Genomic DNA, 18,012 nt, shown 5'->3' with positions numbered 1-18,012 from the left:
CTGTTACCTCCTATGGCGGGCCTTTCCAGACCTCTTCATCTACCTCGTTCCTTTGTAACTCCGTACAGAGTGTCCTACAACCCCAAGAGGCAAGCCTCTTGGTTTGGGCTAATCCCGTTTCGCTCGCCGCTACTCAGGGAATCGCATTTGCTTTCTCTTCCTCCGGGTACTTAGATGTTTCAGTTCCCCGGGTCTGCCTTCTCATATCCTATGAATTCAGATATGGATACCACTCCATTACGAGTGGTGGGTTTCCCCATTCGGAAATCTCCGGATCAAAGCTTGCTTACAGCTCCCCGAAGCATATCGGTGTTCGTCCCGTCCTTCATCGGCTCCTAGTGCCAAGGCATCCACCGTGCGCCCTTTCTAACTTAACCGTTAAAAAGAATCACTATGTGATATCTTGTGTTACTAATTGAATGTGATGTCTACTGTTATCTAGTTTTCAAAGAACACGTTTCGAAGGAATGATCCTTCAAAACTAAACAAGACAGGGAACGTTCTGTTTATAAGACCCAAGGTCTTATATTCCGTATAATATCCTTAGAAAGGAGGTGATCCAGCCGCACCTTCCGATACGGCTACCTTGTTACGACTTCACCCCAATCATCTGTCCCACCTTCGGCGGCTGGCTCCTAAAAGGTTACCTCACCGACTTCGGGTGTTACAAACTCTCGTGGTGTGACGGGCGGTGTGTACAAGGCCCGGGAACGTATTCACCGCGGCATGCTGATCCGCGATTACTAGCGATTCCAGCTTCACGCAGTCGAGTTGCAGACTGCGATCCGAACTGAGAACAGATTTGTGGGATTGGCTTAACCTCGCGGTTTCGCTGCCCTTTGTTCTGTCCATTGTAGCACGTGTGTAGCCCAGGTCATAAGGGGCATGATGATTTGACGTCATCCCCACCTTCCTCCGGTTTGTCACCGGCAGTCACCTTAGAGTGCCCAACTGAATGCTGGCAACTAAGATCAAGGGTTGCGCTCGTTGCGGGACTTAACCCAACATCTCACGACACGAGCTGACGACAACCATGCACCACCTGTCACTCTGCCCCCGAAGGGGACGTCCTATCTCTAGGATTGTCAGAGGATGTCAAGACCTGGTAAGGTTCTTCGCGTTGCTTCGAATTAAACCACATGCTCCACCGCTTGTGCGGGCCCCCGTCAATTCCTTTGAGTTTCAGTCTTGCGACCGTACTCCCCAGGCGGAGTGCTTAATGCGTTAGCTGCAGCACTAAGGGGCGGAAACCCCCTAACACTTAGCACTCATCGTTTACGGCGTGGACTACCAGGGTATCTAATCCTGTTCGCTCCCCACGCTTTCGCTCCTCAGCGTCAGTTACAGACCAGAGAGTCGCCTTCGCCACTGGTGTTCCTCCACATCTCTACGCATTTCACCGCTACACGTGGAATTCCACTCTCCTCTTCTGCACTCAAGTTCCCCAGTTTCCAATGACCCTCCCCGGTTGAGCCGGGGGCTTTCACATCAGACTTAAGAAACCGCCTGCGAGCCCTTTACGCCCAATAATTCCGGACAACGCTTGCCACCTACGTATTACCGCGGCTGCTGGCACGTAGTTAGCCGTGGCTTTCTGGTTAGGTACCGTCAAGGTACCGCCCTATTCGAACGGTACTTGTTCTTCCCTAACAACAGAGCTTTACGATCCGAAAACCTTCATCACTCACGCGGCGTTGCTCCGTCAGACTTTCGTCCATTGCGGAAGATTCCCTACTGCTGCCTCCCGTAGGAGTCTGGGCCGTGTCTCAGTCCCAGTGTGGCCGATCACCCTCTCAGGTCGGCTACGCATCGTTGCCTTGGTGAGCCGTTACCTCACCAACTAGCTAATGCGTCGCGGGTCCATCTGTAAGTGGTAGCCGAAGCCACCTTTTATGTTTGAACCATGCGATTCAAACAACCATCCGGTATTAGCCCCGGTTTCCCGGAGTTATCCCAGTCTTACAGGCAGGTTACCCACGTGTTACTCACCCGTCCGCCGCTAACATCAGGGAGCAAGCTCCCATCTGTCCGCTCGACTTGCATGTATTAGGCACGCCGCCAGCGTTCGTCCTGAGCCAGGATCAAACTCTCCGATAAATGGATCACAGGTTAAGTTCACCGCATCCTGCGGCGACACCTGTGTGACCTGCGTCGTGCAGGCCCTAGTTTGACTGACTACGCACATCGCTGTGCGATTTTTAAAAACTGAATTAACAGGTACGTTTTGTCTTGTTTAGTTTTCAAAGATCATTTTCACTTCTTGTTGAAGCGACTTTATTAATATAACATTTTGACTTTCTTTTGTCAAATGTTTTTTTGATTTATTTTCCCGCCGCTGTGAGCTTGTTTTCTCAGAAGCGCATCAGCGACGTTTAATAATATAACACGGTCAAGAATCAGAGTCAACACCTTTTTTAAAAGAATATCCTCGGTGATAGACAGCCTGTCCTTTCGTTTCTATCTGGCAGACGTTGATAAGTCCCTTTTCTGTCAAGTAATCAAGCATAACGCCAAGATCTTGGGTAAAGTGCTTTAGGTCATGATGTTGAAGAAGCTCACCGAATTGCCAAATGTCTTTTTCTTTCATTACTTCGAAAAGATGCGCCGAACCGATCTCGGCTTTGGAATGGATGAGAAAATCATTTGCTAAGAATAATAATTCAAGTCTTTTTTCCAGGCTCTCATGACTTTCAATCAGCTCGGAATATAATTTGTACACTTGCGGCTCCATCTGGCGCACTTGGCTCCACACCGTGGTTTCGGGATGGAATCCTCTGTCGATTACTTCAATACGTGCTAAATGATGCAGCGCATGAACAACGGCGTTGTAGGCATCTAAAAATTGATTGGCTTCAAAAAAAGCTTTTCCTTCAACATACCTTCTGATTAATTTGCCGTATTCGAGTCCGATCTTCAGTTTACGTTCGGCAAACGGAAATGTATTCAGCCTGTCAATCAGTTCAACTACGTATTCATTACGGTCAAACAAAACTCTGCCATTTACAATCCAATCTATGATTCTTCTATTTGTTCCAAGCAAAATCCATTCTTGAATCTGAGAATCTGTTACCACATGCAAAGAAGCTGTTTGATGATCAAATTCATAATGCTTTATAAAAACTGGCTCATCAGCATCCTTTACAATCACCAGCAAAGCTGCATCAAAGTTATCTGTTAAGGAAGATGTTTTGTTTCTTCTCTCAATCATAATGACAGCCAATGTGTTGGGATGACTTGCTCTTTCTTGGTAAATTGGACGGAGAAGATTTTCCATCACTATTCCTCCAATGCAATTGTTCAAATTTTTTTATTCTCTATTTGATTCAATTCTATGGTTAAAACGAAATTCCTTTTTTCTAAACACATTGAACTATTATAAACAATTTCACAGTAACTCTCCATATATAAATTCCAGTTCAACCGAAAACATGAAGAAAATCCCATCGAGTTTGTGCTATAGTTAAATCAGAGGGGGATGGACATGGCGAAATACTCCAGCAAAATTAATAAAATCAGAACATTTGCGTTAAGTTTGGTTTTCGTTGGGTTTATCATTATGTACATCGGGATCTTTTTCAAAGAGTCAGTTTTGCTTTCTAGTTTGTTTATGATACTTGGACTTTTATCCATCGGTCTCAGTACGGTAGTTTACTTTTGGATCGGAATGCTTTCGACCAAAGCGGTTCGCGTCATTTGTCCAGGCTGTGATAAAGAGACAAAGGTTTTAGGAAGAGTCGATATGTGCATGCATTGCCGAGAACCGCTGACTTTAGATAAGGGATTAGAAGGAAAAGAATTTGATGAGTCTTATAATAAAAAGAAAATGTCGAAATAAAATAAGCTGACCGTTTCGTGCGGTCAGCTTATTTTTAATGATTTTCTTTTTTCGAACACTCTTGGCAGACGCCGTAAATTTCTAAACGGTGGTGGCTTACCTTGAAACCCGTGACGTGGGCAGCAAGCTGCTCAACTTCGTCAAGGCCCGGGTAATGGAAGTCCACAATTTTCCCGCAGTTTTCGCAAATCGCGTGATAGTGATCGGATGTGACAAAATCGAATCTGCTGGAAGCATCACCGTATGTGAGCTCTTTTACCAAACCTGATTCCCGGAACACACGCAAATTGTTATATACTGTCGCTACGCTCATGTTAGGAAATTTCCCTTCCAGAGCTTTATATATATCGTCCGCTGTTGGATGAGCCATAGAGTTAACGAGATATTCCAGAATCGCATGACGTTGAGGAGTAATGCGAACTCCGGTTTCCTTCAACGTTTCTAAGGCTTCTTTTAGTTCATGTGCAGCCATCCGTCATGCACCTCTCTTCTAAAAAAAATTCTTACATTGTAATGTTTATAATTAGTGTAACTCTTTCTACGATAATTTGTCAATTGATATCAGGGTAAAAGTAAGCATAGGCTCATAGAGATTTACTTTTCCGACATATCTTTGAGGGTTTGAAGCGCTTCGGCTACATGGTCCTTTACTTTTACTTTTCTCCATTCTTTAATGAGCCGGCCTTCTTTATCAATTAAAAAAGTGGAACGCTCGATTCCCATATACTCTTTTCCGAAGTTTTTCTTCAGCTTCCACACATCAAATGCTTCCGCCAGCTTATGCTCGTCATCAACAAGAAGCAGAAATGGAAGGTTATGCTTCTCTTTAAATTTTCCGTGTTTTTCCTGGCTGTCCGGGCTGACGCCGATAATGACGGCATCCAGTTCGGCGAAGCTTTCGTGACTGTCCCGAAAATCGCATGCTTCAGTTGTACATCCGGGTGTCATGTCCTTTGGATAAAAATAAAGCACGATGTACTTTCCTTTATAATCCGATAATTTTACTGTTTCCCCATGATCACCTTTTAACTCAAGATCAGGCGCTTTTTGTCCGATTTCTATAGTCATTACGTTACCTCCGGATGTTTTTTTATTAAGCGTATCCAATTCTTGTCCAGATTACAACCATCTCAGCTGAATCTGAAGCCCGAAGCCATTGTTCTTGTTCGGAAGCATGCTACAATAGAAAGGACGCATGGAGATATAGGAGGTTTTTATTCTTGCATACAAAATCAATTGAACTTCACAATGAGGCATTACAGCACATTGTCGGCGGTGTAAACAGCCCGTCTAGATCATATAAAGCAGTCGGCGGCGGTTCTCCTGTTGCAATGGAGAAAGCAAGCGGCGCTTATTTTTGGGATGTGGACGGCAACAAATACATCGATTATTTAGCGGCGTACGGTCCGATTATTACAGGACATGCCCATCCGCATATTACAGAAGCGATTAAAAAAGCGGCAGAGAACGGTGTATTGTATGGAACACCAACGAAACACGAGGTTACATTTGCAAAAATGCTCAAAGAAGCCATTCCCGCTATGGACAAAGTAAGATTCGTCAATTCGGGTACAGAAGCCGTTATGACGACCATCCGCGTGGCTCGCGCATATACAGGCCGGACAAAAATCATTAAATTTGCGGGCTGCTACCACGGGCATTCGGACCTTGTACTTGTCGCCGCAGGCTCCGGCCCGTCTACTCTCGGCACACCAGACTCAGCCGGTGTACCGAAAAGCATTGCAAACGAAGTGATCACAGTACCATTTAATGATATCGATAGCTATAAAGCGGCTCTTGATAAATGGGGCAGTGAAATCGCGGCGGTTCTCGTTGAACCGATTGTCGGCAACTTCGGTATCGTGGAGCCGAAAGAGGGCTTCTTAGAAAAAGTAAATGAATTGACACATAATGCAGGCGCTCTCGTTATTTACGATGAAGTCATTACGGCTTTCCGCTTTATGTATGGCGGCGCGCAGGATCTCTTACAGGTGAAACCAGATTTAACAGCACTCGGGAAAATTATCGGCGGCGGACTTCCGATTGGCGCCTATGGCGGCAAACAAGAAATCATGGAGCAGGTAGCTCCGCTAGGGCCTGCTTATCAGGCAGGAACAATGGCAGGGAACCCCGCTTCCATCCTATCAGGCATCGCTTGTCTGGAAGTGCTCAAAGAAAAAGGCGTGTATGAAAAGCTTGATCATCTTGGCGCTATGCTTGAGGAAGGTATTTTGAAGCACGCAGAAACACACGGCATCACCATTACGGTCAACCGGTTAAAAGGTGCGCTCACGGTATACTTCTCTGATGAGAAAGTGGAAAATTACGAGCAGGCTGAACGGAGTGACGGAGATACATTCGCTACGTTTTTCAAGCTGATGCTGGAACGCGGAATTAATTTAGCACCTTCTAAGTATGAAGCTTGGTTTATTACCACAGCACATACAGAGCAGGATATTAAAGACACGCTTACAGCGGTCGAGGATGCATTTAAACATCTAAAAAACTAGAATCAAATACCTTGAACAGGAGCTTTGAGCTCCTGTTTTTTTTATGGAATCAAACAACGTGTAAGATTTTGGTCTTTTTCTAGAAAAATAGCTTGAATATTTGTATCGATCCCTGTATATTACTTAATTGTTTAGCAAATAAACTAACCGGGAATTTTAAGGATTAGCCCATTTGCTATGTCACACAATTTACTATAGAAAGGAATGCACGCACAAACCAATGAAACTTGGTGCCCGCATTTTCAAAACCGGGATTGCGATTACACTTGCCCTTTATTTGGCTTCGTGGATCGGGCTTCCCGCGCCGATTTTCGCTGGAATTGCAGCGATATTTGCGATCCAGCCGTCGATTTACCGCTCTTTTCTCATTATTATTGACCAGGTTCAAGCAAATATCATCGGAGCTGTGATTGCCACAGTGTTCGGCCTTATTTTCGGACCCAGCCCGATTATGATCGGGTTAACAGCAGTTATTGTCATTACAATCATGCTGAAACTTAAAATTGAACATACAATTTCAATTGCTCTTGTAACAGTCATTGCGATATTAGAATCTGCCGGTGACGACTTTTTAATGTTCGCGCTGATCAGAACAAGCACAGTCATCTTAGGGGTGCTTTCTTCCTTTATCGTCAACCTTGTGTTTTTGCCTCCTAAGTACGAAACAAAGCTGATTCATAATACCGTCGAAAACACCGAAGAAATTATGAAGTGGATCAGATTGTCCATGCGGCAGTCGACAGAGCATTCGATTTTGAAAGAGGATATTGAAAAACTGAAAGAAAAAATGATCAAGCTTGATCAGACATATCTTCTATATAAAGAAGAAAGAAGTTACTTTAAGAAAACGACTTATGTGAAATCAAGAAAGCTTGTCCTGTTCAGACAGGCCATTATTACTGCAAATCGGGCGCTTGATACATTGAAGAAGCTGCATCGTCTGGAAAACGAGATCTATCATATGCCGGAAGAGTTTCAGGAAACATTGACTGAAGAACTTGATTACCTGCTTTACTGGCACGAACGGATTTTGATGAGGTTTGTCGGAAAAATCAAGCCGCATGATGACGCGGTTGAAGAAGGCATCCGGTATAAGCAGCTTTTAACAAAGTCATTTTTAAAAAATCAGCAGAATACGGATGAGGAGCTTATTGATTACAACATGCTCAATATTATGGCAAGCGCCGTGGAATATCGCGAGCAGCTTGAACATTTAGAAACACTTATCACAAGTTTTCAAACGTATCATCCGAAAGACTGCGAAATAGAAACAGAAGAGTAACCCGGTTAAACAGCCGGGTTTTTTTATATACAAAAAAATCTTATATCCTTCGTTAAAAGGATATAAGATTGATGTTTTAGTTCAAATTTTGAATGGTAAATAAGTGCTTGTATTGGCTCTCATAGTCCATGAGTTCATCATGGGTTCCGATTTCAATGATTGTCCCGTTTTCCATGACAACAATCTTATCCGCATGGGTGATTGTCGATAAACGGTGGGCGACAACAAAAGTTGTTCTATCCTTCGCCAGTTTGTCCATCGCTTCTTGAATGTAATGCTCACTTTCCAAATCCAGAGCTGATGTAGCTTCATCTAAAATGAGGAGCGGCGGATTTTTCAGGAATACCCGCGCAATTGAGATCCGCTGCTTTTGTCCGCCTGAAAGCTTAACGCCTCGTTCCCCCACCCGGGTCTCATATCCTTCTGGAAAACTCATGATAAATTCATGGGCATTTGCAGCTTTGGCGGCTTCGATTATCTCTTCAAGTGTGGCATCAGGCTTGCCGATCGCGATATTTTCCCGAATCGTTTCACTAAATAAAAAGGTATCCTGAAGCACCATACCAACCTGGTTGCGAAGGCTTCTTGCTTCATAATCGCGAATATCCGTCCCATCAATCAGCAGTCTGCCGCTTGTTACATCATAAAATCTTGGGATCAGGCTGACGAGCGTTGATTTTCCTCCTCCGCTCATGCCGACGAGAGCTACAGTTTCTCCTCTATTTACTTTTAAGGATACATCATGAAGAATATTTTCTTTGTCCTTCTCATATTGAAACGAAACGTTTTGAAACTCCACTCCTCCGCGAATCTGATCGGCCTTTATCGCATTTGGTTTGTCAGTGAGTTCGTAGGGCTCGTCAATAAATTCAAATACCCTGTCCATTGATGCGATTGACTGTGTCAAAGTTGTAGAGGAATTGATCAGCCTTCTAACAGGGTTGTACATTCTGTCAATATATCCGACAAACGCGACCATTGTTCCGACTGTCAGCGGTCCATTAATGACAAAATACCCGGCGCACGCTATGACGATGAGCGGCGCCAAATCTGTAATGGTATTAACGACCGCAAAGGTTTTGGCGTTCCAATTCGTGTGTCGGATGGCTTTATCTAAGAAATGACCGTTTTTCTCATTAAATTGAGCCTGTTCATGATCTTCTATCGCAAAGCTTCTGATGACAGGCATGCCTTGAATGCGTTCGTGCAAATGCCCCTGCACTTGAGCAAGAGCCTGTGAGCGCTCCCTTGTCAGCTTTCGTAAACGGCCGTAAAAATACTTCACTGATATTCCGTATAATGGGAATAAAACGATAGAGATCAGCGTTAATTTAATGTCCAGGGTGAGCATGATCGAGATTACAATCAAAATCGTCAGCATATCGAGCCATATATTCATCAGCCCTGTGATGACGAAATCCTTTGTTTGTTCTACATCATTAATCACTCGGGAAATGACTTCCCCTGTTCTTGTATTCGCGTAAAAACGCAGGCTCAGTTTTTGTATATGGTCAAACAGCTTAGCTCTTATATCATAAAGCACCTTGCTGGCAGTCCACTGGGCAAAATATTGCCGGTAATATTCAACAGGCGGGCGCAAAATTAAAAATAAGGCGAACATGATCGCCATAATCGTGAACAATGACGTTGTTTTGTCACTAGCCGTGCCGCCTCCTTGAATAATGTCGTCAACTACGTACTTCAGAAGCAATGGGAGAGCAAGCGGAATGGAGAATTTTACGATCCCGATTAACACTGTAACGAAAATTTGCTTCTTATAAGGTTTGACGAATTGCATGTAGCGTTTCATAACCCCCACGTTGATTCCCCCTCTCTCTTTATCATGATGTGTGTGAGCCCATGTGAAAAACCTGTTGTACCCCGCAACAGGTTTTTACGTAACCATTATTTTGTATAGCGCAAATACCGTTCATACCACATATCGACAAACTCGGGCGCAAACGGTCCCTGACGCTGGTGAATCCAATGGAGCAGCGTATTTAAGTAGTCTCTTAAAATACTGTCGATTTCTTTTGGATAATTCATGGCTTTCCGATGATCATCATATTCGTCTTCATCGAGAATATTGTAGGTCATGTCAGGAAAAACCTTAACATCTAAGTCATAATCAATATATTTAATTGCTTCGCCATCATAGGCAAACGGAGAACTGATGTTGCAATAATAATGAACCCCGTCTTCCCTCAGCATCCCGATGACATTAAACCATTGTCTTGCGTGAAAATAACAGATTGCGGGCTCTCTGGTTATCCATGTCCGGCCGTCTGATTCGGTTACCATCGTCCGGTCATTGGCTCCGATGACACACATTTCTGTACTTTTTAAGATTGTTGTCTCATTCCAAATTCTATGAATCAGCCCGTTGTGCTTATAGCTGTGAATTTGAATGGTTTCTCCTTCCTTGGGATAGCCCATATTTCTCCCCTACTTTCTATAAAGCCCTACAGTTAGTATGTCCAAATTTGCTTACCGACAACGTCTTTTACCTATTATAACGTTACAAATTGAAAAATGAAAATAAAAGAGCCATTCCGGCCGGGGAATGGCACATTCCTGCACTACACAAAGGAAGACGGCTTTTCTGAGCTGCGATATGAACGAATGACCTGCTCTGTCTGCTTTTGAAACATATCCTGTATATCGGCAAGGTGTTTCCGTTTTACCGCAATTTCAGCCTGAATCCCACGCAGCTTTGCATCCCTTTCCAAATGCCGGAGTTCCGCCTCAATTTGTTTGCAGCGGTCGAGCTCTGATTGGAGATCGAGAAGCTTATCCATCGTTTTCATCTGTTCACTTACCAGCTTTTCAAATTCCGTCATCGGTTCCTCCTTCAGCCTGATGAAAGTATAAACATTTCCTCCTTTAATCATTTCGATCTCCATAAAGCAAACCCTTTGACTCATTCTGTAGACCTTCCACAAGTTTTGTCGTTTTTCAAACAGAAAAAAGCACTTCCACCCGAAGATGAAGTGCTTTTTTCTGTTTCAGTGATTAGCTGTTTTGTTGTTTGTTTTGTTCAGCAGATTGGTTTTGCTGTCTTACCTGCTGTACGTCAGTTTCACTAGCGAATTCAGTGCCGAATTGACCTTGTTGGCCAGCTGATTGCTGGTTTTGTTTTCTGACTTGCTGAGCGTTTGTTTCGCTAGCAAATTCAGTGCCAAATTGACCTTGACCAGCAGCTGATTGTTGGTTTTGTTTTCTAACTTGTTGAGCGTTTGTTTTGCTGAAGTTATTTGAGTTAGCCATTGTTATCACCTCCACGGTCATTAGAATGTGCAGGTGATCGTATAGCTATTCCTCTTTTTTAAAAATTTTTAAACGAGCAGTGAGCGTCCGCCGTCAACGATAATTGTCTGTCCGCGGATCATGTCAGCCTTGGAAGACACTAGAAACTCAACAGTATCAACCATGTCTTTAATTTCGACCATGCGTCCCGCCGGGGTGTTTTGGCGCGCATCTTCAAGCAGATCTTCTCTATTCGGGAAGTGTTTCAGCGCATCTGTGTCGATCGCTCCGCCTGAAACAGCATTGACGATAATTTGTTTTGGTGAAAGCTCAACGGCAAGATAACGGGTTAAAGCCTCTAACGCTGCTTTTGATACACCGACCGTGGTGTAGTTTTCAAGATAGCGGATAGAGCCTAATGAACTGATGCTGACAATATGCCCGCCTCCGTTCTTCTCCATTAGCTTGGCAGCTTCCTGAGCGCAGAAAAGCAATGCTTTCGCATTAATGTTCATCGTCCAGTCCCAGTGTGTTTCTTCTAATTCCATGACAGGTCTTAGTACTCCTGAAGCGGCATTATTGACAAAAACATCAAGTCTGCCGAACGTTTCATCAATTTGCTGAAACATTTCTTTGATTTTTGCAGGCTGTCCTACGTTTGCTTTTACGACAAGCACTTTAACGCCAAGCTTTTCGATTTCTTCCGCTGTTTCTAATGCTGCTTTTTTGCTGCGTGCATAGTTAATGACGATATTATAGCCGTTCTCAGCAAGTCTGATCGCGGCCGCTTTTCCGACACCGCGGCTGCTTCCTGTTACGAGTGCACATTTATTTTGTTCCATTTTTCCTCATCTCCTTGTAGCGTATAGTTCTTTTATTTCCACAAACAATAATGGCAAGAACTTTAAAGGGGGTCTTCTGTTATGTATGTCGGACGTGATATGAGCGAATTGAACATGGTTTCCAAAAAAGATTGGAAGAACAGTGAACTCGCTTATTTTCATCATGCCTTTCAGCAAATTATGCCTTATTTGAACGAAGAAGGCCAATCAAAATACCGGGAATTAACGCAAGAAATTGAAGCGCGCGGCGGAATGAAGCGCAATGAAGCGGACTACAGCCACGGCACGCGCGTCTCTTACGATTAAGAATGGTTTACGGAGCAGCCGAGATGGCGGCTGCTTCTACTGCCATCTTCCAGATTTTTTGATGTGACACCGGGAACGCAAATTGTTCGAGCTCTTCTTTCGTTACTTTTTTCAGCTCGCTGGTATCCGACACTTGTTTTACTTTACCGAAAAACACTGAAATATTCCATACCAGGTGGGTGAAAACATGCTCGACTACACCTTGCAGATCACTGATATCAGCTTGTATGCCATATTCGTTTTCTAAGAAAGCAATGAGCTGTTCACGCTCAGTTTTGATCCCTTTTTGTGTTTCAAGATTAGGGAATTCCCACAGGTTGGCGAGTAAACCTTTAGACGGCCGTTTGTGGATATACACTTGTCCGTCTTCATCAGTCAGTACGATCGCGGCCATGGTTTTGATCCCGGGCTTTTTCTTTTTGCTTTTTACCGGAAGCTCCCGTTCAGTGCCTTCTTCAAATGCTGAGCAATGCTGCTGAACCGGGCAAAGCAGGCATGAGGGTGATTTTGGCGTACAGATCAAGGCTCCAAGCTCCATCAAGCCCTGATTAAATTCAGATGGTTTTTCTTTGGAAATAAAAGCTCGTATGGCGTCTTCAAAGATCGTTCTTGTTTTTGGTTTGGCAATATCATCCCAAATAGAAAGAATTCTGGACATGACACGCATCACATTTCCGTCAACTGCGGGAATGGGTTTATTGTAGGCAATGCTGAGCACCGCTCCCTTTGTATAAGGGCCGACGCCTTTTAACCCGCCAAAATCTTTCTCGTCTGGAGGGACAATGCCGCCGTATTCCTGTTTCACTTCTTTTACCGCGCTTTGCAGGTTTCTGACTCGCGAATAATAGCCGAGCCCTTCCCATGCTTTCAGCACCTTTTCTTCATCAGCATCAGCGAGCGCTTCCACTGTCGGGAATTGTTCCACAAACCGGAGAAAGTAAGGAATCACTGTCTCTACTCTCGTTTGCTGCAGCATGACTTCAGATACCCACACCTTATATGGATCTTGGTCCTCTCTCCACGGCAAAACGCGCTGCTCTCGTTCAAACCATGAGATTAAATCATCACGAAATTGCTGTATGTCTTTTTGTTTTAATTTGTCTTCAAGTACGTTCATATGTGTTTCTCCCCAGTCTTTCGCGCCCCGCTTTTCTTTAGACTGTTTTTTGTTGTACACTAAGGGCACAGTACGATAATATGTTACATTAAATAGTAATAAAGAAAAAGCGGAAACATATGAGAACGATTGAATCAGTTTAAAAATTGGGTATATGAAAATGGGGAATTTCTTACAAAGTGAATGTGCAGGATCATCCTGCAAGGAGGTCACCTATGGATACGGGCACACATGTCGTTATGGGCATCGCACTGGGCGGTATTGCGACGCTTGATCCTGTTGTCGGATCAGATCCGGCAATGGCTCACGCTGTTATGATCGCAACGCTTGCGGGCTCTCAGGCTCCGGATATTGATACTGTGTTAAAGCTTAAAAACAATGCTGTTTATATAAGGAATCACAGAGGATTTACCCATTCAATTCCCGCCGTTTTGTTTTGGTCTGTCATCATCCCGGCGATTCTGTATTTATTTTATCCTCAGGCCGATTTTCTGCACCTGTGGCTGTGGACACTGCTGGCAGTCGTTCTGCATGTCTTTGTTGATATATTCAACGCCTATGGAACACAAGCCATTCGTCCGTTTTCGAAAAAATGGGTTGCCCTCGGGCTGATTAATACGTTTGATCCGTTTATTTTTATCAGCCATCTGGCAGCTATCGCGATTTGGTATGCAGGCGGCAGTCCCGGCATCACGTTTCTCAGCTTATATATCATATTGGCAGGCTATTATTTGGTGCGCCTGATCATGCAGCTGAGAATTAAACGGAAGCTTCATGAGATGATTCATGATGAGATCGAAAGCATTATTATTTCTCCAACGATGAAATTCAGGCAATGGCGAATCGCAGTGACGACAGCACATGCTTTCTATGTAGGAAGAAGCATGGAAGGACATGTCGTGATTCTGGATACATTTAATCGGGTGCCTGTTCCTGAAACCGATGTAATGCATGCGGCAAAGCAGGATGATAACATCGCGGCATTTCTGTCCTTTTCTCCGGTTTACCGGTGGGAAGTGGATACGTTTAAAGATCATTATGAGGTGAGATTTATCGACCTGCGTTATCGGAGCAAAGGCCATTATCCGTTTGTCGCAATTGTTCATATCGGCCATGATCTCACGATTCGTTCGTCCTATACGGGATGGATATTCAGCGAAGAAAAACTTCAGAAAAAATTAAAGCTCGGCTCTATATAGAGCCGGGCTTTTTACGTCTTATATAGAAAACAGCAAGCAACAGACTGACGAGAGATATGATCGCCGATATTTTGAAGTATGGCGGATAGTAAGTCAGCTCAATGTGATTGTCTCCCTTTTGCGCCTTGAAGCCTATAAAAGCATAATCCGCTTTTTCGATCTTCTGTGTTTTTCCATTGATCTTCAGCTCCCAGCCTTTTTCATATGGGATCGGAAGCATGATGTACTGGTCTTTTGTCAGATGATAGGCAAAGGTCAGTCGATTTTTGTTCCAATTCAGTTTGTCTGCTTTCTCTGTTTTATTTTTCATTACAGCGTTTTTCAGCGTTTGGTAATTTTCTTCATAGAGCGCTATGTTTCTCAGCTCATAGGTTCCTTTCGGAAGATTGATTGAGATATGGCCTGATTTAGGCACTCTTACCGTTATATTATTTACTCCGGTTTTATATATCGATTTGTTCGATTTCCTTGTTGTGACATAATCATTTACCTTTAACGTAAATCCTTTGTCTTTTGCTTTGCTTTTCAAATAAAAGCTGACATAGTAGTCTCCCGGAGCGGATGATGGCTGTTTCGGGGTGATGATCAGCTCTCCTCCGTTTTCTCCAGTTACGGTTAGCAGCCCGTTTTGATACTGGGCTTGTTTTGCAGTGATGTCCGACTTGGTGATCAAATTGGACGGTTTTGGTGTCTGCTCCGTTTTTCCTGATGGATCTTTTAATATGATTCCTTTCAGCATCGCCTGTTCTTTCGCAAGAGCGGGCAATCGGTCCAGCTCACTTTCGCTGTATATGACATCCGCTGTTTTGACGAATGGAAGCATGTACTGATTCTCATAAACTGCATAATGCTCTGTTTCTAAATGCTTTTTGAAGCCGTACGGGACGCTGGCTTCGTTTGTTTTTTCGGTCATATAATATTTGCCGTAAAGCAGGCTGTATAAATTCGCCCTGTCTCCCAATGACGCGTAACGGCTGACGCTTTCCCTGCCCATATCGATACTTAAATCATTCCAATAGAAGGCCAGCAGATCTTTGTTTAAAATGCTGGAATACGCGCTGAAGCCATTAAACCCGTAAATGATTGGCGTATTATTGCGGACCCCGTTCATCCAGTCGATTCTCATGAGCGGATCATCGTCTTCCTTCTGTAAACGTCTGATGAGCTCAGATGATTCCCGCCCTCTGTATTCCTCACTTGTAAGATATTCTTTTGTCACACTGTCCAAATCGCCGCCTTCTGAGAGCGCGTATTTTTGATAGGAGTTGGCGACAAACAGCGCAGAAAGAATGATTATACCGTACACAGCCATTTTTGCCCGTTTTTTCGGAAAAGCTGCAGCAAACAAGGCTGCGATTGTCATGAGTAAGAGCAATAGAATACTTTCATTCGCAGGCTTCCATATATCGAGCTTATACCTTTGGATATGATACAAGTAAAGAAGCAGGACGACAGCTGCGGCCGGGAGCAGTTCTTTCCGTTTCAATTCAGACAGCTGTGACAAACCAGCCGCAGCTGCTCCCGCAATGGTAAAAGCCAGAACATATTCAAACCGGTTTTGCGGGGCGGAAAAACCGTTAAAGACGCTTGCCGCATACGGACTGAAATGAAACAGAATAAACAGCAGGCTCAATCCGGCAAAGAGACGAAACACACGGTTTTTGTAAAAAGAAATCATAAACAAAAACAGCAGAAAAGCGGCCGGCACAATGATGATCCGGCTCGAAAATAAGATATTATCATCGAAATTGAGCCACTCTATTTTCTGGCTGTATGGAGGGCGCAGGTTATTTAAAAAACCGTATACTACCGGCACAAACGCCGCCGCACTGATGCCAAAAGAAATGAAGCCTGAAACCAGAAATAGTCTGATTTGAATCCATCTTTTCTCTTCATGCGGTTCCAAACGGATCAGCCATCTGAACAGCACATAGATTCCGATGAATATAAGGTTTATGTATGCAAAGTAAAAATTATTGATTAACGTCAGCGAACACGCAACGATAAACCACGCCGGACGCCGCTCTCTAATAATTTTTTCTGCGCCAAGCACAAGCAGCGGAAGCCAAACCATTGTATCGGTGAAAAATTCCCAATACGCTTCGTGACGGAAATAAATAATTGAGACGCCGTATAACACGGCTCCCGTGAACGATGCCACCCTGTGCTTAAGAAGATAATGAAAAACAGAAGCGGACGTAAAGATGATAAAGCTCAATTTGAAAATACTGATAAAAACAGCAGACTCAGCCCAAAAAAGCGTATCCGCTTCTCCGATCAGCTGGACGGCTTGAAGCAGCCAAACAGCGGCAGACACAGCAAGAAAAAGAAAAGACGCAGAAAAATAATAGCCGAGCTGACTGAATGTGCCGCCGCCAAGTCCGAATGAATAATTGTAGAAAAAATTCCCGTGTGTATATTGGTCAAATAATAATTTTTTAAATACGATCATTTGCGCAAGCCCGTCACCCGGACCTGTCATATACCTGCCTTCCGCCCATTCTTTCACAAAAAAAGCGTGTGCCAGAACGGACACCAGCAGACTGGCCGCATAGATCATGATATGTTTTCTTTTCATATGAATTCTCCAGTCTTGCTTTTAAGATAATAGACACGCAAAAAAAGCACTGCCAATGGCGCTTGGTATTTTCAGTGCATTTTTGTCAGACGCCGCATGCTTTTTAATTCGTTCGTTTCAGGCAGGTCTTTGTTCGGGATATTCGCTTCTTTGATCAAATAATGCGGGCGTTTTTTTGTTTCATAATAGATTCGGCCGATATATTCGCCTATAATTCCAAGGCTTAACAGCTGTACTCCGCCGAGAAATAACACTGCTGAGATAATAGTGAAATACCCAGGCACAGAAATACCGTTAGTCAGAATTTTAACGAATGTGGCAATGATATAAATGATGGAAAGCAGCAGAATGAAAATGCCTGTATAAAAACATAATCTCAGCGGCTTATGATTAAATGAAACGACGCCGTCCATTCCGTAGTTAAACAGACTGCTGAACGACCATTTGGAGGTGCCGTTTTTTCGTTCGACATTTTCATAAAATACAATTTTCTGATCAAAGCCAATCCAGCAAAAAAGGCCTTTTGAAAAGCGGTTTCCTTCGCTCAGCTTCAAAAGTGCATTCACAGCTTGGCGGCTTAACAATCTGAAGTCACCGACACCGTCACGCAAATCGACTTCCACCGCTTTATTAATGAACTTGTAATACATAGATGATAAGAGTGAGCGGACAAAGCTGTCCCCTTTTCTGTTCCTTTGGGCAATGACTTGGTCATACCCTTCTTCGTAGCCTTTGATAAATTCCTTCAGCAAATATGTCGGATGCTGCAGATCGGCATCCATGACAATAACCGCCTCGCCCTGAACATGCTCAAAGCCCGCCAAAATTGCGGCTTCTTTACCAAAGTTTCGAGAAAAAGATATATATTTTACCCGGCTGCACGTCGCTGCCAAGTCTTTGATCTGCTGAAGCGTGTCATCAACACTTCCGTCGTTTATGAAGAATATTTCATAGTCATAATGAATGTTTTTAAATTCCTTTTTTAAAGATTCATGAATGAGTTTGACATTATACCCTTCATTGTAAGACGGGATAATAATCGAGATTAATCCTTGCTTCATTAAGGCACCTTCTTTTTATTATTCTTTTTAAGTATT

The 18,012-nt window shown here is 43.7% G+C and carries 16 protein-coding genes and 2 rRNA genes (1 of these 18 only partly in view); 5 read left to right on the top strand and 13 right to left on the bottom strand.

Going from position 1 to position 18,012, the window contains the following annotated elements:
- From ACFVP7_RS04775 to ACFVP7_RS04765, 3 genes are all read right to left on the bottom strand, one after another.
- A 23S ribosomal RNA gene (locus ACFVP7_RS04775) occupies positions 1-377 on the bottom strand; it reaches 2,551 nt to the left of the window's first position.
- A 170-nt stretch (positions 378-547) separates the two neighbouring features.
- Positions 548-2,097, bottom strand: a 16S ribosomal RNA gene (locus ACFVP7_RS04770).
- The 16S and 23S rRNA genes sit together here, the layout of an rRNA operon.
- Before the next feature lie 292 nt (positions 2,098-2,389).
- Positions 2,390-3,274, bottom strand: coding sequence for a nucleotidyltransferase-like protein (locus ACFVP7_RS04765; protein ID WP_003243727.1), 885 nt, complete (start codon positions 3,272-3,274; stop codon positions 2,390-2,392).
- A gap of 207 nt (positions 3,275-3,481) precedes the next feature.
- Here ACFVP7_RS04765 and ACFVP7_RS04760 point away from each other — a divergent pair, with 207 nt between their 5' ends.
- Entirely contained in the window at positions 3,482-3,835 is a 354-nt protein-coding gene (locus ACFVP7_RS04760; RefSeq protein WP_014479226.1) for a YgzB family protein, read from the top strand.
- A gap of 34 nt (positions 3,836-3,869) precedes the next feature.
- On the opposite strand, the gene perR is transcribed toward ACFVP7_RS04760, so the two are convergent.
- On the bottom strand, positions 3,870-4,307 hold the full coding sequence (gene perR, locus ACFVP7_RS04755; RefSeq protein WP_003223285.1) for a peroxide-responsive transcriptional repressor PerR: 438 nt from the start codon (positions 4,305-4,307) through the stop codon (positions 3,870-3,872).
- 122 nt (positions 4,308-4,429) lie between these two features.
- Complete coding sequence (gene bcp / locus ACFVP7_RS04750) at positions 4,430-4,903, bottom strand: thioredoxin-dependent thiol peroxidase (RefSeq protein WP_003233532.1); 474 nt, start codon at positions 4,901-4,903, stop codon at positions 4,430-4,432.
- Between the two features lie 152 nt (positions 4,904-5,055).
- Here bcp and ACFVP7_RS04745 point away from each other — a divergent pair, with 152 nt between their 5' ends.
- Both ACFVP7_RS04745 and ACFVP7_RS04740 read left to right on the top strand, forming a co-directional pair.
- Positions 5,056-6,345 carry a glutamate-1-semialdehyde 2,1-aminomutase gene (locus ACFVP7_RS04745; RefSeq protein ID WP_338732885.1) on the top strand — a complete coding sequence of 430 codons (1,290 nt, stop codon included), beginning with the start codon at positions 5,056-5,058 and terminating at the stop codon, positions 6,343-6,345.
- Between the two features lie 220 nt (positions 6,346-6,565).
- The gene (locus ACFVP7_RS04740; protein ID WP_003233537.1) at positions 6,566-7,627 is read left to right on the top strand and encodes an aromatic acid exporter family protein; all 1,062 of its coding nucleotides are present in this window, start codon (positions 6,566-6,568) and stop codon (positions 7,625-7,627) included.
- Positions 7,628-7,703: 76 nt separating this feature from the next.
- Here ACFVP7_RS04740 and ACFVP7_RS04735 read toward each other — a convergent pair whose 3' ends face one another.
- From ACFVP7_RS04735 to fabL, 5 genes are all read right to left on the bottom strand, one after another.
- The gene (locus ACFVP7_RS04735) at positions 7,704-9,446 is read right to left on the bottom strand and encodes an ABC transporter ATP-binding protein (protein WP_041851146.1); all 1,743 of its coding nucleotides are present in this window, start codon (positions 9,444-9,446) and stop codon (positions 7,704-7,706) included.
- An 86-nt stretch (positions 9,447-9,532) separates the two neighbouring features.
- A complete protein-coding gene (locus ACFVP7_RS04730; protein ID WP_003223272.1) occupies positions 9,533-10,063 on the bottom strand; it encodes a DUF402 domain-containing protein in 531 nt (176 codons plus the stop codon).
- Positions 10,064-10,206: 143 nt separating this feature from the next.
- Positions 10,207-10,467, bottom strand: coding sequence for a YgaB family protein (locus ACFVP7_RS04725; protein ID WP_031315502.1), 261 nt, complete (start codon positions 10,465-10,467; stop codon positions 10,207-10,209).
- Positions 10,468-10,639: 172 nt separating this feature from the next.
- Positions 10,640-10,894: a gamma type acid-soluble spore protein SspE gene (gene sspE / locus ACFVP7_RS04720; protein ID WP_014476214.1), complete on the bottom strand. Its 255-nt coding sequence runs from the start codon at positions 10,892-10,894 to the stop codon at positions 10,640-10,642.
- Between the two features lie 68 nt (positions 10,895-10,962).
- On the bottom strand, positions 10,963-11,715 hold the full coding sequence (fabL, locus tag ACFVP7_RS04715) for an enoyl-[acyl-carrier-protein] reductase FabL (protein ID WP_003223262.1): 753 nt from the start codon (positions 11,713-11,715) through the stop codon (positions 10,963-10,965).
- Between the two features lie 81 nt (positions 11,716-11,796).
- Here fabL and ACFVP7_RS04710 point away from each other — a divergent pair, with 81 nt between their 5' ends.
- On the top strand, positions 11,797-12,021 hold the full coding sequence (locus tag ACFVP7_RS04710; RefSeq protein ID WP_003233542.1) for a hypothetical protein: 225 nt from the start codon (positions 11,797-11,799) through the stop codon (positions 12,019-12,021).
- A gap of 7 nt (positions 12,022-12,028) precedes the next feature.
- On the opposite strand, the gene mutY is transcribed toward ACFVP7_RS04710, so the two are convergent.
- A complete protein-coding gene (gene mutY, locus ACFVP7_RS04705) occupies positions 12,029-13,138 on the bottom strand; it encodes an A/G-specific adenine glycosylase (RefSeq protein ID WP_015252513.1) in 1,110 nt (369 codons plus the stop codon).
- 215 nt (positions 13,139-13,353) lie between these two features.
- Here mutY and ACFVP7_RS04700 point away from each other — a divergent pair, with 215 nt between their 5' ends.
- A complete protein-coding gene (locus ACFVP7_RS04700; RefSeq protein ID WP_014476212.1) occupies positions 13,354-14,337 on the top strand; it encodes a metal-dependent hydrolase in 984 nt (327 codons plus the stop codon).
- Here the strand turns inward: ACFVP7_RS04700 and ACFVP7_RS04695 are convergent.
- On the bottom strand, positions 14,330-16,915 hold the full coding sequence (locus tag ACFVP7_RS04695; RefSeq protein WP_396583036.1) for a YfhO family protein: 2,586 nt from the start codon (positions 16,913-16,915) through the stop codon (positions 14,330-14,332). The two genes, ACFVP7_RS04700 and ACFVP7_RS04695, sit on opposite strands and share 8 nt — an antisense overlap.
- 71 nt (positions 16,916-16,986) lie before the next feature.
- The gene (locus tag ACFVP7_RS04690; RefSeq protein WP_003244113.1) at positions 16,987-17,976 is read right to left on the bottom strand and encodes a glycosyltransferase family 2 protein; all 990 of its coding nucleotides are present in this window, start codon (positions 17,974-17,976) and stop codon (positions 16,987-16,989) included.
- Positions 17,977-18,012 lie beyond the last annotated feature (36 nt).

The organism is Bacillus sp. SG20033 (assembly GCF_044570195.1).
Taxonomy (GTDB): Bacteria; Bacillota; Bacilli; order Bacillales; family Bacillaceae; genus Bacillus; species Bacillus subtilis.
This window is presented reverse-complemented; position numbering and strand designations above follow the sequence as displayed.